At 66.8% G+C, this 22572-nt stretch carries 17 protein-coding genes and 1 tRNA gene; 13 read left to right on the top strand and 5 right to left on the bottom strand.

The genetic code is table 11. The features are described from left to right. The 4 genes from VKP62_15035 to VKP62_15020 all read left to right on the top strand — a co-directional run bounded on the left by VKP62_15035 (position 1) and on the right by VKP62_15020 (position 5300). Complete coding sequence (locus VKP62_15035) at positions 1-1602, top strand: sensor domain-containing diguanylate cyclase (protein MEB3198510.1); 1602 nt, start codon at positions 1-3, stop codon at positions 1600-1602. A 190-nt stretch (positions 1603-1792) separates the two neighbouring features. After that, positions 1793-4099: a sodium-translocating pyrophosphatase gene (locus VKP62_15030; protein ID MEB3198509.1), complete on the top strand. Its 2307-nt coding sequence runs from the start codon at positions 1793-1795 to the stop codon at positions 4097-4099. A 113-nt stretch (positions 4100-4212) separates the two neighbouring features. After that, positions 4213-4965, top strand: coding sequence for an HD domain-containing phosphohydrolase (locus VKP62_15025; protein ID MEB3198508.1), 753 nt, complete (start codon positions 4213-4215; stop codon positions 4963-4965). A 110-nt stretch (positions 4966-5075) separates the two neighbouring features. Beyond that, positions 5076-5300, top strand: coding sequence for a hypothetical protein (locus tag VKP62_15020; protein MEB3198507.1), 225 nt, complete (start codon positions 5076-5078; stop codon positions 5298-5300). A gap of 75 nt (positions 5301-5375) precedes the next feature. Here the strand turns inward: VKP62_15020 and VKP62_15015 are convergent, their stop codons facing one another. The 4 genes from VKP62_15015 to VKP62_15000 form a co-directional block, all read right to left on the bottom strand. Next, positions 5376-5591 carry a hypothetical protein gene (locus VKP62_15015; GenBank protein ID MEB3198506.1) on the bottom strand — a complete coding sequence of 72 codons (216 nt, stop codon included), beginning with the start codon at positions 5589-5591 and terminating at the stop codon, positions 5376-5378. Positions 5592-5649: 58 nt separating this feature from the next. Then, positions 5650-7089: a 23S rRNA (uracil(1939)-C(5))-methyltransferase RlmD gene (gene rlmD / locus VKP62_15010; GenBank protein MEB3198505.1), complete on the bottom strand. Its 1440-nt coding sequence runs from the start codon at positions 7087-7089 to the stop codon at positions 5650-5652. 4 nt (positions 7090-7093) lie between these two features. Further along, complete coding sequence (locus VKP62_15005; protein MEB3198504.1) at positions 7094-7867, bottom strand: glycerophosphodiester phosphodiesterase family protein; 774 nt, start codon at positions 7865-7867, stop codon at positions 7094-7096. A 77-nt stretch (positions 7868-7944) separates the two neighbouring features. After that, positions 7945-10764 carry a hypothetical protein gene (locus tag VKP62_15000; protein ID MEB3198503.1) on the bottom strand — a complete coding sequence of 940 codons (2820 nt, stop codon included), beginning with the start codon at positions 10762-10764 and terminating at the stop codon, positions 7945-7947. Between the two features lie 272 nt (positions 10765-11036). On the opposite strand from VKP62_15000, the gene VKP62_14995 reads away from it, so the two are divergent. Genes VKP62_14995 through VKP62_14975 form a run of 5 tightly spaced genes read left to right on the top strand, consistent with a single transcriptional unit; the run spans position 11037 to position 17581 of the window. Then, the gene (locus VKP62_14995; GenBank protein ID MEB3198502.1) at positions 11037-11756 is read left to right on the top strand and encodes a response regulator transcription factor; all 720 of its coding nucleotides are present in this window, start codon (positions 11037-11039) and stop codon (positions 11754-11756) included. 30 nt (positions 11757-11786) lie between these two features. Continuing rightward, a complete protein-coding gene (locus VKP62_14990) occupies positions 11787-13244 on the top strand; it encodes an ATP-binding protein (protein MEB3198501.1) in 1458 nt (485 codons plus the stop codon). 31 nt (positions 13245-13275) lie between these two features. Then, positions 13276-14277: a Clp protease N-terminal domain-containing protein gene (locus VKP62_14985; GenBank protein ID MEB3198500.1), complete on the top strand. Its 1002-nt coding sequence runs from the start codon at positions 13276-13278 to the stop codon at positions 14275-14277. Next, positions 14274-15944 carry a peptide ABC transporter substrate-binding protein gene (locus tag VKP62_14980; protein MEB3198499.1) on the top strand — a complete coding sequence of 557 codons (1671 nt, stop codon included), beginning with the start codon at positions 14274-14276 and terminating at the stop codon, positions 15942-15944. Before VKP62_14985 ends, VKP62_14980 begins: the two co-directional genes overlap by 4 nt. Then, entirely contained in the window at positions 15941-17581 is a 1641-nt protein-coding gene (locus VKP62_14975; GenBank protein MEB3198498.1) for a cyanophycinase, read from the top strand. The genes VKP62_14980 and VKP62_14975 overlap by 4 nt, the downstream gene beginning before the upstream one ends. Before the next feature lie 101 nt (positions 17582-17682). Here VKP62_14975 and rsmI read toward each other — a convergent pair whose 3' ends face one another. Then, positions 17683-18534 (bottom strand): 16S rRNA (cytidine(1402)-2'-O)-methyltransferase, encoded by an 852-nt coding sequence (gene rsmI / locus VKP62_14970; GenBank protein MEB3198497.1) that lies wholly within the window; start codon positions 18532-18534, stop codon positions 17683-17685. 182 nt (positions 18535-18716) lie between these two features. Here rsmI and VKP62_14965 point away from each other — a divergent pair, with 182 nt between their 5' ends. The 4 genes from VKP62_14965 to VKP62_14950 all read left to right on the top strand — a co-directional run bounded on the left by VKP62_14965 (position 18717) and on the right by VKP62_14950 (position 22572). After that, entirely contained in the window at positions 18717-19421 is a 705-nt protein-coding gene (locus VKP62_14965) for a PspA/IM30 family protein (GenBank protein MEB3198496.1), read from the top strand. 9 nt (positions 19422-19430) lie between these two features. Next, on the top strand, positions 19431-21134 hold the full coding sequence (locus VKP62_14960; GenBank protein MEB3198495.1) for an ATP-binding protein: 1704 nt from the start codon (positions 19431-19433) through the stop codon (positions 21132-21134). 143 nt (positions 21135-21277) lie between these two features. Then, positions 21278-21349: transfer RNA gene (locus tag VKP62_14955), tRNA-Gly, on the top strand. Positions 21350-21582: 233 nt separating this feature from the next. Next, positions 21583-22572 carry a hypothetical protein gene (locus tag VKP62_14950; GenBank protein ID MEB3198494.1) on the top strand — a complete coding sequence of 330 codons (990 nt, stop codon included), beginning with the start codon at positions 21583-21585 and terminating at the stop codon, positions 22570-22572.

Raw genomic sequence — 22572 nt, 5'->3', positions numbered from 1 at the left:
GTGGACCAACGCGACGGAGCTGCCACTCGCATCGTGCCGGACGCATCGCCCGGCGGACAGTCGCTGGAACGCTTGCTTTATCTGTTTGCGGCCCTCGAAGAGATGGCCGAGCAGCTCACGACCAACCCCAATCCGCGCTCGAGTATCCAGGCGATCGTGCGGATGGCGACTGGGGCCTTGGGCATTGGCCGGGCCAGCCTGTTGCTGTACCAGCCGGAGCGACAGCAGCTTGAGCCGGTGGTGCTGGCCGACGAGCCGACCGGCCTGCTGGCGGTCTCACCCGACGTGCGTCGGTGGTTTTTGGATGAGGCCGGCACGCTGATCGCGCACACGCGTCGCCACGACCTGCTGGATGAGTTTCGGGCGGCGAACGAGACCATCCTGGCGTTGCTACCGGCGACGGTCTGGCTGCCGCTGGCGGTCAATCGCCATTTCCTTGGTCTGCTGATGGTGGGGGATACCCCTGATCAGCGTCCGCTGGGGCGCACCGAAGCGGACCTGCTGATTCTGATCGGACGCCAGCTGGCTGTGGCCTTGCACAACCATCAGCTCACCACCAGCCTGACGCGGGCCAACCGGCAGCTCGGGTTCAAGGTGCGGCAGCTCGAACAGCTGTATGACATCAGCCGGGCCATCACATCGACGCTCGACCGCTTGCGGATCACGGATGAACTGATGCTGCGGACCGTGGAGTTGCTGGATGCCCGCAAGGGCTTCCTGCTGCTCAAAGATGAGTCGGGAGAGTGGCTCGAGTCCGCGGCGGTATTTGGCTTCGAAGAGCGGGAAACCCCCTTCGTCTGGCCGGTCGGCGCCGCCTGGCTGGCTCCCGTGCTGGGCGCCACGGGCCCCTGTACCCTCTCGTCGGAGGGGCTGCCCGCGGAACTGGGCGCGCGCGTGGGGCTGGTTTCGGCGATCGCCTATCAGGAACGCCAGGTCGGGGTGATTGCGGTCTTCGACAAGGAATCCCGTCACGCCGTCTCGCCGTTCGACCCGGAGGACGATGTGCCGCTGCTGGCCAATCTGGCGAGCCTGGCGGCCACCGCGATCGAGAACGCACGCCTGTACGAGCTGGCCACCACCGACGGCCTGACCCGCCTCTACATCCGGCGCCACTTCGAACATCGCCTCGCCGAGGAACTCCGGCGTGCCGAGCGCTACGGGACCCCCCTGTCGGTGCTGATCATGGACATCGACCATTTCAAGCGCTTCAACGACACCTATGGCCACCAGACGGGGGACGAGGTCTTGAAGGCGGTGGCCCGCACGATCCGCGCCAGCGTGCGGGATGTGGACGTTCCGGGGCGCTACGGGGGGGAAGAGTTGCTGGTCCTCATGCCGGAAACCGACATGTCGGGAGCCCTGGCCATGGCCGAGCGGGTCCGGGAGGCGATCGCAGGGTGTCGCGTGTCAGGCCCCGGCGGGGAGGCCTTGCACGTGACGGTGAGCGTCGGCGTGGCGACCTGGCCGCGCCACGCCCGCACGGCCACGGCCTTGCTGGAAGCGGCCGATCGGGCCCTCTACCGCTCCAAGGCGTCGGGACGTAATTGCAGTCACGTGGCGGATGACACCGAGGAGACCGTGCCCGTCTCGCCAGCCTGCTGAGGTCCCGGTCGCTCTTGAGGCCTGCTCGCGGAAGCGCCGGCGATCCCGTCGTGACGGGCTTGGTTGCCCGCAGTATTAAATGCAGGTAAAATACGGTTTCATTTTTGCAACGTTCGTCGGTTTGGTTGTTGCTTGGACTTGCACCGAACCCACACGCCTCTGCAACGCAAGGAGTAGGTACATCGTCATCATGGATCCAAATTTCATCATTTGGGGTAGCGTCGTCGCCGCTATCCTGACGCTGGCCACCAGCGCCTATCTCGCGATGGGGATTTTGCGCTTGCCTGACGGCAACGCGCGGATGAAGGAGATCGCCTCCGCCATCCAGGAGGGGGCCTCGGCCTACCTCAACACCCAGTACAAGTGGGTTGCCATCGTCGGCGCGGTGCTGTTCGTGCTGATCGGCCTCGCCGGCAAGGCCCCGCTGGGCTGGACCTCTGCCATCGGCTTCGCCATCGGCGCCGCGTTCTCGGCCGCCGCTGGTTACGTCGGAATGAACATTTCCGTTCGCTCCAACGTGCGCACGGCCGCCGCGGCTGAGAAGGGCCTTGCGCCTGCCTTGCAGGTCGCCTTCCGGGGCGGTGCCGTGACGGGTTTGGCGGTCGCGGGTCTGGGCTTGCTGGGCGTGGCCGCCTTTTATGGCGTGACGCACAGCGTCGAATCGATCATCGGCATGGGCTTCGGTGCCTCGCTGATCTCGCTGTTCGCCCGCGTGGGCGGCGGCATCTTCACCAAGGCCGCCGACGTCGGCGCTGACCTGGTGGGTAAGGTCGAAGCCGGCATCCCTGAGGACGACCCTCGTAACCCGGCCGTCATCGCCGACAACGTGGGCGATAACGTCGGTGACTGTGCCGGCATGGGCGCCGACCTGTTCGAGACCTACGTCGTGACGCTGATCGCCGCGATGCTGCTCGGCCACCTCTTCTTCCCGACCAACGAAGCGTTCGTGCTCTACCCGATCGGTCTGGGCGCCATCGCCATCCTGGCCTCGATCGTCGGCACCTTCAGCGTCAAGCTGGGCCGCAACAACAACATCATGCACGCCCTCTACGCGGGCACCGGCATCACGGCCCTGGTGGCCCTGGTCGGCTTCGTCTGGCTGACCTTCAAGATGTTCCCCACCAATCCGTATCAGTACCTGTGGGCCTCGCTGATCGGTCTGGCCGTCATGGTCATCATCACCGTCATCACCGAGTACTACACGGCCACGGAATACCGGCCGGTTCAGGAAGTCGCCAAGGCCTCCGAAACCGGTGCGGCCACCAACATCATCGCGGGTCTCGCGGTCGGCATGGAGTCGACGCTGGCTCCCGTGCTGGTGATCGTTGCGGCCATCATCGGGTCGTTCTACGCGGCCGGCGGCTTCGCCGGAAACTACAACGAAGGCCTCTACGCCATCGCGGTGGCGGCCGTGGCGATGCTCTCGACCGCCGGCATGGTGGTTGCGATCGACTCGTTCGGTCCCATCACCGACAACGCGGGCGGCATCGCCGAGATGAGCGAACTCCCCCACGAGGTCCGTCAGATCACCGACGCGCTCGACGCCGTCGGCAACACGACCAAGGCCGTGACCAAGGGTTACGCCATCGGCTCCGCCGGTCTGGCTGCCCTGGTGCTGTTCGCCTCTTACACCCAAGACCTCCACAAGTTCATGAGTGAAAAGGCCGGCGGTTCGGCTGAATTCATCACCTTCAGCCTCTCCGATCCTCAGGTGATCGCGGGTCTGTTCATCGGCGGCGTGCTGCCCTTCTACTTCGGCTCCATCTTCATGACGGCCGTGTCGAAGGCCGCGCAGTCGGTCATCACCGAGGTGCGCCGTCAGTTCCGGGAACTCGGCATCCTCGAAGGCAAGAACAAGCCTCAGTACGACCGCTGCGTCGCGATCGTCACCGAAGCCGCGATCAAGGAAATGTTCCTGCCGGGTGCCCTGGCGGTGGCGATTCCGCTGGTCGTGGGCCTGGTGCTCGGCCCCATCGCACTGGGCGGCCTGCTGGTCGGTGCCATCATCACCGGTCTGATGCTGGCCCTGCTGATGACCACCGGCGGTGCCGCGTGGGACAACGGTAAGAAGCTGATCGAGATCAAGGGTGCCAAGGGCACGCCGGCGCACGCCGCCGCCGTGGTCGGCGACACCGTGGGTGACCCCTTCAAGGACACCGCGGGTCCTTCCTTGAACCCGATGATCAAGATCCTGAACATCGTGGCCCTGCTGGTCATCCCCTACATGCTCGCGATTCACACGGCGCCCAAGTCGATCGGGCCTGCCCTGGCGGCGCCTCACGCCATCGTGAGCCCGGCAGCGTCGCCGGAGGCCTCCGCGGCTCCCGTCGAGTCTCCGGCCGCCGTGATCGAGTCGCCGGTCGCTCCTGCCTCGGCGGAAGCTCCGGCGGCAGCGCCCTCCGAGGCCCCCGCTTCGCCGGCCGCCTCGGCTGAAACGTCGGCGCCTGCGGAAGGGGCGGCCTCTCCGGCTGCGCCGTCGCCCGAGGCCTCGCACTGAGTCCCGGCTGACCGGGCCGTCTCTCCGTTCGGGGAGACAGCCCATCCGCTTCCCGTCACACGCCGGCCCGGGCCCCTCGTGGGGTCCGGGCCGCGTTTTCCAGCGAGGCATCCGTGACCAGCCTGTCAGATTTCGTGCAGCTGCTCGGCTACCTGTTCCTGTTCGGTGCCATCCTGGTGCTGGTCTATTACCTGTTGCCGGCCCAGGCCCCGGGTGAGGCGCCTCGCGCGGCCCCGGCCCCGCGCAAGGGGGGCACCAAGCCCCACCGCGCGATCGACATGGCGGACCTGATCGCGCAGTCCGACGCGCACGAGCGCTACGTGCCTGGTCACGCCGGGCGCGTGGCGCGGCTGGCGTCCGCGCTGGCTGGCGCCGCTGGGCTGCCGGCAGAGCTTCGCGCGCGGATTCACCAGGCCGGTTTGTTGCATGACATCGGCATGATGGAGGTGCCTGCGGAGTTGCTGGCGCGCTCGTCCGTGCTGCCTCAGGCCGACATGGGCCCGATCTGGCGTCATCCCGTTCGCGGGGCCGCCAAGGCCCTGGAATTGACGAAGGATCCGGAGCTGGCCGGTTGGGTGCGCGCCTCGCACGAACGCTGGGATGGCCTGGGTTATCCCGATGGCCTGGCCGGCGAGGAAATTCCGCTGCCCGCCCGAATTCTGCGCATTGCCGACAGTGCGGAAGCCATGTTGCAAGACCGTCCCTATCGGCCGGCGCTGATTCCCGACGAGGTGTCGGCTGAACTGATCCGCTTCAGTGGGGTGATGTACGACCCCCATCTGGTTCCCCTGTTCGTCGATTACGTGTTGCCGCACTACCTCCTGCAGGAGGTTTCCAGCTCGGTTCGCTCGGACCTCCCGTCCTGACCTTGCCCCGTAGCCTGACGTGCTCCCCGCTGCGCGCGGTGCTTGCGGAGGAGGATCGCTGGGTTTACAATAATTTACAAATGGGGCCAGTCGCAGAGGTGGGGGACAACGTGATCATCGCTCAGATCGTGATCGACGGCCGATCGCATTCGGTACATCGCTTCTCCCAGGTCGGGCAGTCGGTGGGCGCCGTGCGCCGCCTGCTACATCAGTATGTGCGTGATGAGGCCCTCTATACGCTGGGTTTGGTGGAGATCCGCGTCCAGGGGCAAAGCGGCCTGGCACGTCTGCGGGAGGCGCTCTGGCCCGGTGGGGACAGCCGGCGTCGGCCTTGAGCCAGCCCGGACACTCGCCCGCAGTCCTACCGCGCCTTCAGCCACGTCAGGTCAGCGTTTGGCTGGTCCGGGCGCTCAGAAGCGACGACGGTAGAGGCGTTCGAGCGCCGAGGCGACCTCCGGCCGTTCGGGATGTTGCAGTGACCAGGCGCGCCGCACCTGATCCGGTGTCAGTTCGCCAGGGGCCGTGTCACGAGGGCGACCGGCCTGAGGCCTGCCCACGGGCGGTGACCGGCGGCTCGGTTCTGGCACCGCTGGGGTGCGTTGCGGGCCTTTTCGCGGTGCAGGCATCGGGGGCCTCCTAACCAGCGACTGGATCCAAGACCTACATACCCGATGGACGGGCAGGTCATACCGGGGCATCGACCGCGCGCAAGCGCACCACGCATTCCACGTGGGCCGTCTGGGGAAACATGTCGACCGGTTGGACGCTTTCGAGCACGTAGCCGCCGGCAGCCAATCGCTTGAGGTCGCGCGCGAGCGTGACGGGATGACACGAGACGTACACGATCACGCTGGGGCGGGCCTGCAGCAGGCACTGGAGAACGCTCTCTTCGCAGCCTTTCCTCGGCGGGTCGAGGACCACCAGGGTATCGCCCGGGGCGGCGGCCAGCACACCCGCCAGCAGGTCCTCCACCTTGCCGGTCTTGAAGCGACAGCGCTCGGTCAGACCGTTGTTGCTGGCGCCTCGTTCGGCGTCCCGCGTGGCTTCCGCCACCACTTCGATGCCCACCACCCGCGGCGCGCCGCGCGCCGCCAGAAACATCGCGATCGCCCCGGTCCCGCTGTAGGCATCCACGATCAGCGAGGGGACACGCTGGGCCGACGGCTCCGGCGGAAGCCCGCACGCGCGGGCCACCTGGTCATACAGCACTTCGACCGCAGCGCCATTGACCTGGAAGAAGGCCAAGGGCGAGATGGACAGACGCAAAGGGGCCCTCTCCGGGCTGACGGCCAGCGTTTCCTCGATGGCCTCGGCCCCGTCGAGCACCAGATTGCGCGGCCCGAGCAACTTGTTCCCAACGCCCGGATGGACATTCTGCACGATGCTGTGGACGTCTGGCAGGCGCTCGCGTAGCGCAGCCACCAGGGCCGGCCCCTGGGGAAAGGCGGCTTCGCGGGTCACCAGGCCGACCATGAGCGCGCCGGTGCGGTGCCCGACCTTGGCAAAGGCGGAACGCAAAAAGCCCGTGCCGCGTCGCTCGTCGTAGGGGCTCAGGTCGAGCATCGGCAAGACTTCCTTGAGAGCCTGCTGGACGGCATTGAGACGGGGATGCTGAATGGCGCAGGCGGAGGTCATCACGACGGAATGGCTGCGCGCCTCGTAAAGCCCGAGTTCCCATTGCGTGCCGGGCTTGGCGATCGCCCAGTGGACCTTGTTGCGGTAATGCCAGATCTCCGGGGACGGCAGGCAAGGCGCCACCAGGGTGTCCGGGCCGAATCCTCCCGTGCGCTGCAGCGCCTCGCCCACCAGGCGCGTTTTCCAGCGCAGCTGCGCGGCCGGGCCGAGCATCTGCCACTGGCACCCGCCACACTGGCCGAAGACCGGGCAGGGCGGGTCTTGCCGGTCGGTCCCTGGCGTCTCGACCGTCGTGATCAGGGCGCGGGCGTAATCGGGCTTGGTGCTGATGACCCGGGCCTGCAGGCGATCCCCCGGCACGGCGAAGGGAACGAAGACCGGCAGCCCGTCGAGTCGTCCCAGCGCTTCCCCGCCCGCGACCAGGCAATCTGGTTCCAGGGTGATGCGCTCCCCGACGCGGAGCTTGTGGCGAGGCGGCTTGGCGGACACCGGCTCAGCCCTGCTTCAGCAAATCGTGCAGGCGATCGGGGAAGTTGGTGCCGATCATGTCGACGTCCTGCGAGAGCGCGTAGGCCATTTCGCGGGGCGTGTTGGGCGCCCAGCAGCCGACCCACTTGCCGGCGGCGTGTGCGGCTTCAACCATGTCCTTTTCCACGAAATAAAAATTGGGCAGCAGACCATCGGCCCCCGCCTTGTGGGCCAGTTCCACGGAGTCAATCGGCCGACCGGCATAGAGCACACCGGTACACCAGTCTGGACGTGCCTGCTTCAGGCCGGCCGGGACGAAGTGGTCGAACGAGATGAAGGCGACGTTGTCACCGGCCTCCAGACGCTCCACCAGGGCGATCGCTGCTTGCACGATCGCCTTCACGTTGAGGTTGCGCTTGAATTCGATCACCACCGGCAGGGCGTGGCCGCGGGCCCAGACCAGCACCTCTTCCAGGGTGGGAATGCGCTCCCCCGCGAACTCGCTCGAGAAGTGACGGCCGGCGTCCAGTTCCTGCAACTGCGCCAGCGTCAGCGCCGACAGCTCGCCCTGGCCGTTTGTGGTGCGCTCCAAGGTTTCGTCATGATGCACCACCAGCACGCCATCCCGGGAGAGATGAACATCCAGTTCAATCGCTTCCACCCCCATGCGTTGCGCAAGCTGAAAGCTGGCCATGGTGTTTTCCGGGGCGTGCCCCATGGCGCCGCGGTGCCCCATGATCAAGGGGCGTCCAAGTTGTTCCTTCAGGCGCATCAGGTCGGAAAAAGCCATGGACGGCATCGCGGAGCCTCCTCTCAATCGGGGGCTCATGGTATCAGAGCTTGGCAGGGGTGTGGGGGCCCGTCGTCCCCGGCCCATCAGAAGGTGAGGTAAAAGGCCGGCCAATCGGCCTGTCCCCAGCGGTAGGCCCCCCCGAGCCGCAGGGAGAACGGCTGGCGGCCCATGACGACGCCTTCCCCGCGCAGCTCCAAGCCTGAACTGCCCAGTCCCAGCGGGCGTGCCTCCTCGCGCCAGGCACTGCCGAGCTCTGAAAATACCGAGAGCGAGAGCCGGTCCAGGTAGAAAGCCCCCAGGCTGACATCGAGATGATTGGCGAGCTGCGCATTCCAGGCCAGCGAGGAGACCGCCAGACGCTGGCCGCTCTGGATGCCGACGCTGTGGCCTCGCAAGGCCGCCAGCGGGCCGGCGGTGTTCGCGCCACCGAGCAGGAACGGCTGGGGGGCCTCTCCGCTCTGAAGTCCCAGATTCCATTGCCAGACCAGATTCTGGCGCGGCCCACCCGGGAGTCCGAAATAGCGTTCGCCCTGAAACAGCCAGCGCTGGAAGCGGTAGCCGCTGCCGAAGCTGGGGTCGCTCAGGCTGCCGTTCAGGGCCAGGCGGTGGCCCCTTCGGGGCAGCAGCCCCTCCACCGGATTGCCTGGCACATTCTCCTCCTGCCAGGTGGCACTCAGGGTGTGCAGAGGGGCCTCCGGCAGGGGGCTGCCGGCCGTCGGGCGGGTCAGGCTGCCCAGCGTGCCCAGCTGCCCTCCCCATTGCAGGCTTCGGCCGCCCCCCAGGCGCTGCTGAAATCGAAGCGACACGCCGGTGTCTCGTTGCAGGTAGAGATGCTCGAGAACGGGACGTCCCGAGCCGCCCAGTTCGGGGGCGATGGCGAGCTGAGGCACGTCCTGGAGCCGGAGCTCCCAGGGGGTCGCTCCCATTCGATTCTGGTAGCTCGCGCTGTAGCCAAATCGCCCACTCTGCAGTCCATAGCCGACGTCGACGCCCACTTCGTGGCGGCGCAGAATGTCGCTGTAATAGTTGGTCAGCCCGACCTGATAGCCTCGCTCGTCGTTGCTGACTCGGGGCACCATCAGGTCGTGCGTGAGGGTGGCGCGATAAGGGCGGATGTCCGCCAGGGGCGAGCCCCAGGAGGCCTCCTCCGCCTCGTCCTCGAGCTGCCCAGCCGGGCTTGTCCGGGGGCGCCCCGAGGCGGCAGCGCGCGTGCCGGGCAGCCTGTCCCGGAGCGTTGCCAGCGGCACGCGGGCGAGGTGGCTGCCGCGCGCTGCAAAGGTCGTGAAATAGACCATCTTGGCGTCGGCCGAGATGGCCGGTGCCTCCACGCCGGCATAGCTGTGAGTGAGTGCTCGGTCCTTCCCGCTCGCGACATCGCGCAGGTACAGATCGGAGAAGCCACTTCGCTCCGAACTGTAAATCAGCTGGCGTCCATCCGGCAGCCAACGGGGCGTGCGCGCGTCATCGCGCCTCCCCCTGACGAACTGCACCTGGCCGCGGCTCAGCTGCAGCAAGGCGAGCCGACCGCTCTCGCCCGGCTGGAACGAGACCATGGCCAGGCGTTTGCCATCCGGTGACACCTGGATCTCCCGCCACTGGGTGTCCCCCGGCGCGGCCTGCAACAGCCGTCGTTTCAGGGTGCGTCGATGGATGGCATGCAGCGTGTTGCGGCCGTCTGTGTTGGCGACGTAGAGCAACTCGTCGTGCGTCGGATGCCAACCGATGGCCTCGACCCGTTCGCCCCGCGTCAGGCGCGTTCGCGCCCCGTGCGGCAGGTCGTACAGGAAGATGTCGAAGCTGGGGCTGCTTCCGCCATCGCGTGACAGCTGGACGGTGGCCAGGCGATCGCCATCGGGGGCCCAGGCAAACTGGCTGACCAGTCCCTCGGCCTCCGGGAGCGGCAGGGGATGTTTTCCGTCACGGTCGGCCACCATCAAGGAAAGCAGCCCCAGCACCTGCCCGCGCAGATACAGGCAGCGTCGCTGCGGCGCGCTGGTCATGTAAGCCAGGCGGCGACCATCCGGCGAGGGCACGGCTTGGACGTTGAAGGCTCCCTCCTGGCTTTCCACCAGGGTCACCGCGCCTGGGACGGTGCCGTCCCTGCCCACCACCTGCTGCTGATAATGGGTCGTGAGGGTTTGTCGCCACTGGCTTTCGAGCGCCGGCCACGACTTTCCGAAACAGCGTTGCAAGGCCTGTTCGAAGGAACCTCGCCCCTCCTTGAGGAGGCGCATCAGCTGTCGCCTCTGGCTCCCTTCGGGGTTGACGAACAGGTGGCGACACAACGAAAACCCCTCGTTGTAGCCGGCCGCACCCGCATGCATCCCGAGGACGCGGAAATGTTGTCGCTCCGAGGTGCTCAGCAGGCGACCCTCCAGGCTCGCGAGGCGCAGCATGCGGTCCAGGGCTGGGGTCCAGGCCTCCGCTTCGAACTGGGCCAGACCCTCCAGGAACCAGGTTGGTAGCCCGGTCAGGGCATTCAGTCTGCTCAGCGGGGCCCCCGTCGAGAGGGCGCGAAAGGTCAGGACGTGGGCCAGTTCGTGCGCCACGAATCGCTCGGTGCCGACGACGGATGACACGGTCAGGCCCGGATCGAGGGTGATGCGTTCCTTGAGCGGTTCCGCCTCGCCATTGAACAGGGCTTCCGGGGTCAGAATGATCGGAATCGGGGGACCAGGCGGCACCTCGAAATCTTGCTGAAGACGAGGGTAAACCCGTTCCGCTGCCGTGATCACCCGGCGCGCGGTGCGTGTCAGGCCGGGCGGGAAGTGCACCACGAAGTGAGGGCTGTGCCACACCTGCCAGCCCTCTTTCTGTGGCTCGGCCCCGTGGGCGGCTGGAGCCGTCCACAGCAATGCCAGAGTGGTGAGCAGACTGGCGAGGGGCAAGACCGTGGGGGGCATGCGGCCTCCGGGGCAAGCGCGAGGGGGACTCGGATGGTCCTCCCGATCGTTCCCCTTTGGGGCGGCGGAAATGAGCGCTGTGACAGGCTTTCAAGGGTAATTTTGGGTAAATCTTCGTGAAGGCCTGCTACCTCTCCGGCGGATGGGTATAACGCGATTAAGTTTTTGAAAATTGGATCAAGGAACTGACAAGGGTCAATTTCTCGTCCGTAAACGAAGCCCGTCGCAGCGTGACCACGCCCCGGCGGCAGAACTCAAGGAGCGCGAGGCGTATGCCGGCTGCCAAGATCCTGGTCGTGGATGACGAACCCTCCATCGTCAAAAGCATCCAGTACAGTCTCGAAAAAGAGGGCTACGTGGTGGTCACGGCCCAGGACGGCCAGCAGGCGCTCGAGGTGGCCCGGCGGGAGAAGCCGAACCTGATGGTGTTGGACGTGATGCTGCCCCATCTGGATGGCTACGAGGTCTGCCGGCAGTTGCGCCAGGAGATGCCGATTCCCGTCATCATGCTCACGGCCAAGGGCGAGGAAATCGACAAGGTGGTCGGCCTCGAGATTGGGGCGGACGAGTATGTGACCAAGCCGTTCAGCTTGCGCGAATTGTTGGCCCGCGTGAAGGCGCTGCTGCGCCTGGTGACGCGATACGGGGAACAGAAGCAGGCCCAGCCCGACAAGATCGAAATTGGAGACCTGATCATCGACCTGACCCGGCACGAGGTGACGCTGGGAGGCCGGGTGCTCAACCTCACGCTGAAAGAATACGAGTTGTTGAAACTGCTGGCCCTGAACGCGAACAAGGTGCTGAGCCGCGAGTATCTGATCGAACAGGTGTGGGGCTACGACTTCACCGGAGAAGGCCGCACCGTCGATGTTCACATCCACTGGCTGCGCGAAAAAATTGAAAAGGATCCCAACCACCCCATGCGCATCCAGACGGTTCGTGGCGTGGGCTATCGCTTCGAGCGTCGCACGCGCCCGGCCGAGGTGACCTGAACCCCCGCGCGCGCCCGAGACCACATTTCCATGGTTCGCTCCCTGTACGCTCGCCTGATGTTTTTCCACTTCCTGCTGGTGGGCCTGGCGGGCGCGGTCTTCTGGCTTCTGGCGATTCGCTGGGATTGGCCGGAGCCGCTCTCGCTGATGGTGGTGGCCGGCGTCGCCTGGTTGCTGTCGGCCCTGGTCGTCGGTCTGCTGCTGCATCCCCTGGACCAGCTCCTGCAGGCCCTCCAACGCCTCTCGCAGGGGGTACCCGTGCCTCTGGGGCCCTTGCCTGGGCCGGATGGGGCGGCCTGGCGGCGGGTCCACGAGGCGCTCTTGGCGCGTCTGGCGGCACGCGGCCCGGCGGACGCTGGGCAGGCCTCGGGGCCGGCACTTTCCGAGCCCCGTGGGGGCACGGTCGAACACGGGGAGTTGCGTCCCCTGCCCGCTGCGCTCGGCCTGGTGCTGGACGGCTTGAGTGAAGGGGTGCTGCTGCTGGACCGCGACTTCGAGCCGCTGCTGGCGAACCTCGCGCTGCGCTCGATGGCCACGGCTGAAACCAGTGAGGGCACCGGACTGAGCGGCTATCGCACCGCCTTTCACACGCGCTGCTTCGTGCCGGATCAGCTGGCCCTGATCGAAGACGAGATGCGTCATCATCCCGACCGGCCCCGCACCGACATCATCCAGCTCGAGCGTCCCCGCCAGTTCCTGCGTCGCTACGGGGCACCGCTTCAGGATGACCGGGGCCGGTGCGCCGGCTTTCTGGTCAGCTATCAGGACATCACGCGGGAGGTGGAACAAGATCGGTTGCGGCAGGATTTCATCGCCAACGCCTCGCACGAACTGCGCACCCCGGTGACGTCGGTCAAGCTGCTGCTGGAGAATCTCGTCGAGGGAGCCAAGGACGATCCTGCCGTGGCGGACGAGTTCCTGGCCGATGCCTTGCGGGAGATGGAGCGGATGCACACCTTGGTGAACGATCTGCTCGACCTGGCGGCCCTGGAGTCGGGCCGTGACACCCTGCAGATCGCCCCGCTGGCGATCGCCACGGTGATCGCCGAGGCCGTCGAGACGGTGGCTCCGCAGGCCAAGCAGCGCGAGGTGGCGCTGCGCACCGACCTGCCCGAGACGTCGCTGGACCTGGAGGGGGACGCCTCACGGCTCCGCCAGGTGCTGGTCAATCTGGTGGCCAATGCGGTCAAGTTCACCCCCTCCGGGGGAACGGTGACGCTGCGGGCCTGGGGAGAATCGGAACGCGTCCATCTGGCCATCGCCGACACCGGCATCGGGATCCCCGCCAAAGATCTGCCGCATATTTTTGACCGCTTCTTCCGGGTCACCCGCAACCGCTCTCGCCTTCAGGGCGGCAGCGGATTGGGCCTCACGATCGTGAAACAGGCCGTGGATGCGCACCGGGGCGAGATTCACGTAGAATCGACCGAAGGACAGGGCACCACCGTCTATCTGGCCTTGCCCGTGCGCCAGGCTGTCGCCGATTGACGGCACCCGGGCGTGACGAGGGAGGTTTCTCCTGTTAGAAAAATTCTCTGCTGGCGCGATCCAGGCCCTGAACGCGGCCCGTGAAGAGGCCTTGCGCCTGGCCTTCCACCAGGTCGACACGGACCATCTGTTGCTGGGCTTGCTGCATGAGCAGCGCGGCCTGGCCAATCGTCTGTTGCAGCGCCAGGGGTTGCACGCAAAAAAGCTCCGGCTGGCCGTGGAGCATCTGAGCGGGCGTGGCTACAGCCTGGCACGTCAGGAAGAGCTGGTCTTCGCGCCTGGAACCCTGCGGGTGCTGGCACGACTCAATCAACCCGCACTTCGTCTGGTCGAGAGCCAGGACCTCTTCAAGGCCTTGCTGGAAGAGCCGGATACGGTGGCGCAGCGCCTGCTGGCCCAGCTGGGCCTCGAGCGTGAGCCCTTGCTGGAGGCGTTTCAGGCCCTGGCGGCGCAGAGCGAAGCGGAACAAGCGGCAGAACACGCGGAGGAGCTGCCGCTGCGCCCCAGGCGCTTTGCCCGGCGACTGCTGACGCCGGCGGCCCAGTCCGTGCTCAGTTACGCCTATGCCGCCGCGCGTTTTTATGGGCACACGATCGTGGGCACGGAGCAGCTGTTCACGGGCCTGCTGTACGTGCGCAGCGGGCTTGCCGCCAAACTGCTGGAGGCCCACGGGGTCGACCCCCTGGAGGTGGAGGCCGTGGCCTATCAGGCGATTGGTCGGGGAAGCGGGACGATGCCCGGGCGCTTGAAACTCTCGCGCTGGAGCGAGGAGGTTTGCGAGAACGCCTGGGCGATCGCCCGGGCCGCGGGCCTCGCTCAGGTGGGGACGGGGCATCTGTTGCTGGCCTTGCTGGACCTCGATGTCGGTGGGGCGCTGTTCATCCTCGATCAACTGGAGGTGAGTCTGGTCGCCGTCCGAGATGACCTCGAACAGGCCTTCCGCCGCGCGCCCGGCCAAGCTGAGCCTGACGGATTGGCGGAACCCGGGGAGGACTGGGCCGCGCCCACCTGGTTGGAGGCAGACCAGCCGTGACGCGTTTGAGGCGACATGGCGGGGCGCTGCCGGGCCTGGCGCGCTGGAAGACGGCAGCAAGACCTGCGCTTGGCCTGGGACTGGCCGTGCTGATGCTTGCGCCGGGTTGCGCGCGGGGGGGAGCCTCGCAGGCGCCATCTCGCGACACGGCCGTCGTGGTGTTCGCTCAGGAGCCGGAGACGCTCAATCCCTACCTCTCGCCAATGGCGGTGGTGGGCACCACCGCGGCGGCCTTTCATAGTGGCTTGCTGCTGCTCGACCCGCAGGGGCACTGGTTGCCCGATCTGGCCGAGCAAGTGCCCACGCTGGAGAATGGCGGGGTTCGCCCCGTCGGGGCCGGCATGCACGTGACCTACCGGCTGCGGCGCGGGGTGCGCTGGCACGACGGCAAGCCCTTCACCTCGCGCGATGTCCAGGCCACCTGGCGCCTGCTGATGAACCCGGACTTTCCGGCCATTTCGCGCGCCGGATTCGAGCAGATTCAGCAGGTGGTGCCCCTTGATGCTCATACGGTGCGGCTGGAGTTCCGACGCCCCTACGCGCCTTACGCCGAACTGTTTCCATTCGTGTTGCCCGCTCATCAGCTGGCCTCGGCGTCGCGCGACCTGGCGCGGCAGCGCTGGAATCGGGAGCCGATCGGCACCGGCCCCTACCGCTTCGCGGGTTGGCGCACCGGGGATCGCATCCTGGCCGAGGCCAACCCCGATTATTTCCGCGGCAAGCCGGCGGTGGCGCGCCTGGATCTGCGATTCATCCCGCAGGAGGCCACGTCCTATCAACTGTGGCGCACGGGGGAAGTGGACCTGCTGCAGGGGGCTCCCCCGACGGCCTTCGACGCCTTGCAACGGGAGGCCGCAGAACGCGTGCACGTCAGCCATTCAGGCTCCTGGGAGCATCTGGTCTTCAACCTGTCACGGCCGGTCCTGGCAGACCGACGGGTGCGTCAGGCGATCGCCCACCTGATCGACCGTCAGCAGCTGAATGCCCGGGCCTACGGGGGCTTGATGCAGCCCGCCTGGAGCGAGTTGCCCCCGTCTCACTGGGCTTTCGACCCGCAGGCGGTGAACGCCTATCCCCACGACCCACGGGCCGCTGCCGCGCTCCTCGACGCCGCGGGTTGGCGCGTGGGCCCGGACGGGATCCGGCGGCGCGGCGCGGCCCGTCTCAGCCTCACCTTGCTGACCACGGCCGACAAGCCGGCCCGCTCCCTGGCGGCGCAGATCTGGCGAAAGCAGTGGCAGGCAGCCGGGATCGAACTCACGCTGGAGAAATGGCCGCCCTCCGTGCTGCTGGGCTCGCCTCACGGGCGCCTGGTCGACGGCACCTTCGATCTGGCCTTGCTGGCCTCCATGTCCCGTCCGGACCCCGACACGAGTTTTCGTTGGCGCTCGGACCAGATTCCCCCGCTGGGGCAAAATCGGGCGCGATATCGCAACGCCCGCGTGGACGCCCTGCTCGACGCCGGCCTACGTACCCTGCGACAGCGCGAGCGGGCCGCGATCTATCGTGAAGTGGCGCGTCACCTGCGCCTCGATCTTCCGGTGATCCCCCTGTTATATTGGTCGGGCACGGATGCGACCAGCACGCGGCTGCGCGGATTTCGTCCCAACCCGACGATCCGCGGCAACTTGTGGAACGTCTGGGAATGGAAGTTGGAAGCGCCTTGAACCCGTCACGACCGAACCGGGGCCTCCCGGTCAAGCGATTGTTGCCTGTCGCGCTCGCCTGCGTGCTGCTGGGGACCTTGCTGGGGCTCCGTGCCGACGCCGAGGCGCAGGGCGGCACCTTGGTGGCCGTGGGGGGCGGTTCCGAGAACGTCGAACTGATGCAAGACGTGATTGAACTGGCCCGAGGCCGGGCGAGCAAGGTGTTGATCGTGAACACCGCCTCCGGCAATCCGACCCAGAGCGGAACGGTCTACACGCGGTTCTTTCAGCAAAGCCTCGGGGTGTCTCAGGTCTCGGTGCTGCCCTTGCTCTCCCGCGAGCAGGCCTATGAGCCCACCGTCATCGAGGCGATCGCCCAGGCGGATCTGATCTACGCCACGGGCGGCAACCAGATCCGCCTGGTCCAAACCATCACCGGCACACCGGCCCACGGGGCGCTGCTGGCGGCCTGGCAACGTGGCGTGGTGCTGGCCGGAACCAGCGCGGGGGCCATGGTCTGGGGTCCCAGTTACATCACCTCAGGGGCCAGCGTGCCCGCCTTGCAGCGGGGGATCGGGCCTGGCAGCCTGGAGGTGCGGGATGGTCTGGCCGTTTTGCCCAACGCGATCATCGACACGCATTTCGGGCGAGAAGGGCGCCTGGGACGCCTGCTGCTGGCTGCAGCCCAGACCCCGCGCATGCTGGGCGTGGGCGTGGATGAAGGCACGGCCGCCGTTTTCACCGCCGAGGGGGTGCGGGTTCTCGGCAGTGGGCGGGTGACGGTGCTGGATGTGGCCAAGGCCCGGGTGACCACCCCTGCGCGCGGGCCGGTCTCGATCCGTGACGTGGACCTCCACACGCTCTCCGCGGGCGAGACCTTCCGCTGGCGCCGGGAGAACCAGGAGCGGGCGCCCATGCTGCCAAGCCGGGGCCGAGAACCCCTGGGTGCCACCTCGCTCTGGCTCCAGGGCGGTGATGCCCTGCCGCCCCCCGCCTGGTTTGCCGGACTCGGTAGCTCCTTTCGAGGGCCGTTCTGGCCGCTCCCTGACGAACTGCTGATCCTGGCCGGGCATCTGGCGATGCCGCAAGCCCAGGCCTGGCAGCGCAGCCTGGCTGCGGAGGGACGCACCACCCTGCGCGTGTTGTCAGCCGCGCAGGTGCGCAGCCCGATCTTGCGGCAATATCTGGGCATCGCCGGCGGGGTCGTGCTGCTGGACGATGCCGATGGGTCCCTGGCCAACGCCCTCATGGGGGAACCAGGCCAGTTGTTGCGACAGGCGGCGACCAGCTTGCAAGTGGTGGCGGCGGGCGGCGCCGTCGGCACGGTGGGAGAACCGGCTACGCGGGGGGGCACCGGCTTGCAAGACCTTTCCTCGGGCTTGCGTATCGTTCCCGGGGTGATCACCTCGGCGGACGTGTGGGCGCCCGGTTCGCTGGACCGCCTGGTGGTGGATGCCATGCTGGCCGGTGGCGCGCTGGGGGTCGGCCTGTCGTCCAACAATGGGGTTCGCATCGAAAGCGGACAGTTGCGCGTCTGGGGCGAGACCCCCGCGGTGGTGGTGGAGACGGGGCGCGTCAGCCTGGCCAATCCCGCCCTGGCCAGTGCGCGGGACCTCAAGCTGCACGTGCTGGCCCCCGGGCAGGACCTCAAGTTGTAGCCGACGCCGCGCTGAGCCAGCGGCCCAGGCCGCCCTTCCCCGAGGGGACAGCGGGAAAATCCCGGATGGCCGCGGCCTCCCCCGCGCGCGTCAGGTCTGGCTCAGGTCCGCAGGCGCTGCGCCGCGTCGTATGCGACCTTTTTCGCCACGCCGTGGCTTTGCGCGATCTGGCGGGCCGCCTCGCTGGGCCTCACTCCTTCCGCCAGCAGGGCTGACAGGGCCGCTTCCCAATCGGCGGCAGAGGCTGCCTCGGCGGCCGCCGGCTCGCCGCCACCGACCACCAGAACGAATTCGCCGCGTGGTGCCGACGTCGCAAAGTGGCTTTCCAACTCGCCGATGGAGCCGCGTCGAACCTCTTCGAAGCGTTTCGTGAGTTCTCGGGCGGCCGCGGCGGGGCGCGTTGGACCGAACAAGCCGGCCATGTCCTGCAACGTGTCGAGCAGGCGGTGGGGGGCCTCGTAGAAGATCATCGTGCGGGTCTCCCCCTGCAAGGCCCGCAGCCGCCGCCGGCGCAGCTTGGCTTCGCGGGGCAGGAAACCCTCGAACACGAACCGGGCCGTGGGCAGGCCCGACAGTGCCAGGGCCGTCACGAAGGCGGTCGGGCCCGGCACCGCCGTCATCGGCAGGCCGGCCTCCGCCACCTCGCGCACCAGTCGTTCCCCGGGGTCCGAGATGGCCGGCATGCCGGCATCCGACACCAGGGCGATCGCCTCCCCCTGCTGCAGCCGCCCCACCAGGCGCGCCGCGGAGGCGGCCTCGTTGTGCGCGTGGTGGCTGACCAGTGGGGTGTCGATCCCCTCGGCCCGCAACAAGTTGAGGGTTTCCCGGGTATCCTCGGCCGCGATCACGTTCACGCCCTCAAGGACGGCTTTGGCGCGCGGCGAGAGGTCTCCCCGGTTGCCGATCGGCGTGCCGACGAGATACAAGGTGCCAGGCTCAGGCTGGAAGGTCACGCGCGGGAACTCCCCGGAAAAATGGACAGGGCCAAGGCCGCCCGGTGGCCCGATCATTAAAGCACTGTCAGAGGGTATGTTGGGAGCAGCTTGGAGCGGCACGCTCCATCGCCTGGGCGCCCTGCGGGGCCTGGGGACGATCGCCGGGCGCCCCGGCACCAACCTCGGAAAGGAACGACGGCATGGGTTTCTTCGCTCGCTTCCTGAACGTGTTCAAAGGGTTCTTTTCCGTTTGGGTCGAGGACCTGGAAAAGGACAACCCGGAGATCGTTTATCAGCAAGCCATCAATGAACGGGTGACCCAGCATCAAAAGTTACTGGGCGCGGTGGCGAGCATCGTCACGCTGCGCAACAAGCTCTCCCGAGACCTGCAGGCCCAGCGCAAGGCGCTGGAAGAGGTGACGGCCCAGATCCCCGTGGCCGTGCAGCAGGGGGAGGAAGAAGCCGCTTTGCTCCTGATCGAACGGAAGAATCAGCTCACCGCGGAACTGGCCGAAACCGAACGGGAACTCAAGGAGGTCACGCAGCAGGCCGACGAGGCCAAAGCGGGCCTGGTCAGCTTTCAGGGCGAGATCGAGAAGCTCAAGGCCGAGCGCGATCGCATGCTCGCCAAGCGAGAGCACGCCCGGGCGCGTCTCAAGATTCAAGAACAGCTATCCGGTCTCAGCACGGCCGCAGAAACTCGTGCCCTGGCTGCGGTCCGGGAGAGCATCCACAAACTGGAGGCTCAGGCGGACGTGGCCAGCGAGGTCCAGGGGGCCGGGGTCGATCACAAATTGCGCCAGATCAAGGCCGCGACGACCACCTCCGTGGCACGCAGTGAGTTGGAAGCCCTCAAGCGTCAGATGGCCGCTCAGCAGCAAGCTGGAGCGGAAAAGACCTTGTAAGGGCCTCCCGTGACCGACACCTCCCAGGACATCGTGGCGCTACCGGGCTGGGCCCAGGACCTCCGGCGCCGCTATCTGGCTGGCGAATCCGCGCAGTTCTTGCTTCACGGAAACGTTCATGACCTGGTGCCCTGGCGGAGCGGCTTCGTGCCGCTGCGAACGTTCCTGGCCGAGGGGTTGCTGGCGGCCAAGGAACTGGTCGTCTTCTACGACCCGTCAGAAGGGCTCACGTTTGCGCAGCCCGAGATGAAACGACGCTTCTTGCAACAGCGGGCGACGCTGGCGCTGGCCGATGGTGAGGTCTTCGAACCCGCGGAATTGCCCACGGCGGCCGCCCAGGTTCTGCCATTGCTCGAGCGTTTTTTGCTGGCGCCGGGCTCGCGCTTGGCGCTCGTGATCGACTTTGCCGAGGCGATCGCCCCGGCGGCCGACCTGGCCATGCTGAGTGCCGACGACCGGGTCTGTGTGCTGACCTTGCAACGTTGGGCCAAGGACGCCCGGATTTTGGGCGGTGACAACCTGATCTTGCTGGTCAGCGAGCACGTCGCGGACCTGAATCGCCGCGTCGCAGGCAGTCCGCAACTGGCCCAACTGGTCATTCCACGTCCCCCTGAAGCGGATCGCTGCGCCCTGATCGCACGCCGGCGGAGCGAGGGGGCTTTTGAAAGCGTGCTGGACGATGCGACGCTGGCGCGCATCACCAGTGGGTTGCGCTTCATTCAGATCGACAACATGTTCCGCATGGCCAGGCAATCCGCGTTGCCGGTGGATTTTGCCCTGGTGTCGCAGCGTCGCAAAGAGGTGATCGAGGCCGAGTGCCAGGGCCTGGTGGAGTTGATGGAGGCCCCGCACGGACTGGATGCCGTCGGCGGGCTGGAGGAGCCCAAGGGGGTCTTGCTGGCGGCGGCCCGGGCGATCCGGGAGGGGCAGACGCAGCAGGTGCCGATGGGCGTGATGCTGGTAGGGCCCATGGGAACGGGCAAGAGCTTCTTGGCCGCTGCCTTCGCACGGGAGTCGGGACTCACGTGCCTGGTCTTGAAGAACTTTCGGGAAAAATGGGTCGGGTCCACCGAGGCCAATCTGCAAAAAATTCTGGGCCTGATCCAGACCATGGGCTCGGTCATGGTGGTGGTGGATGAGGTGGAGCGGGCTTTCGGAGGGGAGGATGGCGACTCTGGAACCAGTAGCCGGGTGTTTGCCACCTTGAAGGCTTTCATGGCCGACACGCGTCAGCGTGGGCGGGTGCTCTGGTTGGTGATGACCAACCGCCCCGACAAGCTGGATGTCGATCTCAAGCGGCCGGGGCGGTTTGACCTGAAAATTCCGCTGTTCTTTCCCCATCACCGGGAGGCACGCCGGGCGCTGGTGGAGGCGCTCGTGCGAAAGAATCGACTGCGCTGCGCGACCACCGATGCGCTGGAGCCGTTGAGCCTGCTGGAAGGGTATTCCGGGGCGGAACTTGAGGCCGTCTTGCTGATCGCCGCGCGCTTCGCGGCCCTGGAGGCGCGGGAAGAGATCACGCGCTCCGATGCGGACGCGGCGTGTCGGGATTACATTCCCCACCGCGATCGGGACATGATCGCCTTCATGGAGTTGCTGGCCATCTTCGAATGTTCCAGTCGTCGCTTGTTGCCTCCCTTGTACCGGGACCTGGAGACGTCCGAGCTTCAGGCTCGTCTCACGGCGCTTCAGCAGCGCTTGCGCTTGACTTGACGGACGTTCAGCCCGCAGGGCGCTTGTCGCCGAGCGGACTCCGGCAATTGTCACGAGAATCTCCCGACCCACTTTACAGCGGGCACCACCCGTGCTATTGTTTAAACACGTTTGCGGTGTCGTTAAGGCGCGCCAAACAAATTGCGGGAATAGTTCAGTGGTAGAACACCACCTTGCCAAGGTGGGGGTCGAGGGTTCGAATCCCTTTTCCCGCTCCTCCGACAGCCATCCATTTTGGATGGCTGTTTTGTTTGCGGCTTCGGCTCCCCTTCGCCGCGTCAAGATGCTGTGAATTAGCGCCCAGTTAAGTATAACTTAACGTTTTCTTCAACTTCTGGACGCAACCCCACTCGGATCATCAGCGATAGATTCATCAGGTGCCACGTCAGGGTGGCCCTCGTGTGAAGAGCACCGTGGCGAGTCGCCACGTGATGGAAGGGGACCTGTGATGGCCGGAATGTGGTGCCAGAACGACGTGGCGAAGTCACTCGCCCTGGCGATTCTCTGCGCGACCTGGGTGGCTGGCTGTGGTCGCCCCACGCCCAATTTCGGCAGCCAGACCGCACTCAGCGACAAGGCCGCTCCCGCAGCGCCGCGCAACCCGATCGTGAACGAGGTCTACCAGGAGACCCAACCGGAGATGGCCGAGTCCGATCCGGTCGAAGGCCCTGTCAACCTTCCGCCGATCCCGAAGGCCTCCTCCACTCCGGTCGAGCCGGCCAGCTTGCAGGTGCGCGCCCTGGCCTCGACTCACACCTTGATGCCGGCTCCGAGCATGGGGAATCTCAAAGCCACCGTGATCCGGGCGCGCGTGACCTGGACCCCCGTGAAGGGCGCCGGGGCTTATCGCATCTATTCCCTGGCTTCCCGTGAAGGTCAGGCCTCCGGGGACAAGGGCAAGTTGTGCTACTACCTGCCCCAGTGGATGCCCGTGGCCATCGTCGGGGGCGGGATGGGCGGACTTGGGAATCTCAACGTCGGCCAGGAATACGTCTTCACCGTCGAAGCGCTGGACCGAGCCGGCAACGTGATTGCGGCGGGCCAGGACAACTGCGCGCCGCTCTCTCCACTGGACGTTCCTTACCTGCGTGAGCCAGGCCAGGGGGCGAGCCAGGTGGGGCAGACGCCTTATTTCAAGTGGACCCCTTCTCGGGGGGCGGATGGTTACTACGTCGAGGTCTTCAAGACCGTGCGGGGCGTGCTTCCGTCGTTGCCGATGTGGCGTGGCTTCCGGACCGACACGGACGCCAGCGTCATGATGTATGGCCAACAGATGGACGTCTTCGAAGGCACCCGCCCGATGCAGTGGTCGGTTCCTCTGAATGTCGGTACACGCTATACCTGGACCGTTTGCGCGGTTCGGACGGATACCCATAACATGCACAACGCCAAGGCGATCGCCAAGGCGATCGCTCCGCTCGGTTACTTCGTGCCCTGA

The organism is Candidatus Sericytochromatia bacterium (assembly GCA_035285325.1).
In the GTDB taxonomy this organism is placed as follows: Bacteria; Cyanobacteriota; Sericytochromatia; order S15B-MN24; family JAQBPE01; genus JAYKJB01.
This window is presented reverse-complemented; position numbering and strand designations above follow the sequence as displayed.

What these genes read in the sequence shown, in the direction of transcription:
- VKP62_15030 (MEB3198509.1), top strand. Translation starts at nt 1,793, where the DNA reads ATGGATCCAAATTTCATCATTTGGGGTAGCGTCGTCGCCGCTATCCTG.
- VKP62_15015 (MEB3198506.1), bottom strand. Translation starts at nt 5,591, where the DNA reads ATGCCTGCACCGCGAAAAGGCCCGCAACGCACCCCAGCGGTGCCAGAA.
- VKP62_15005 (MEB3198504.1), bottom strand. Translation starts at nt 7,867, where the DNA reads ATGCCGTCCATGGCTTTTTCCGACCTGATGCGCCTGAAGGAACAACTT.
- VKP62_15000 (MEB3198503.1), bottom strand. Translation starts at nt 10,764, where the DNA reads ATGCCCCCCACGGTCTTGCCCCTCGCCAGTCTGCTCACCACTCTGGCA.
- VKP62_14995 (MEB3198502.1), top strand. Translation starts at nt 11,037, where the DNA reads ATGCCGGCTGCCAAGATCCTGGTCGTGGATGACGAACCCTCCATCGTC.
- VKP62_14990 (MEB3198501.1), top strand. Translation starts at nt 11,787, where the DNA reads ATGGTTCGCTCCCTGTACGCTCGCCTGATGTTTTTCCACTTCCTGCTG.
- VKP62_14965 (MEB3198496.1), top strand. Translation starts at nt 18,717, where the DNA reads ATGGGTTTCTTCGCTCGCTTCCTGAACGTGTTCAAAGGGTTCTTTTCC.
- VKP62_14950 (MEB3198494.1), top strand. Translation starts at nt 21,583, where the DNA reads ATGGCCGGAATGTGGTGCCAGAACGACGTGGCGAAGTCACTCGCCCTG.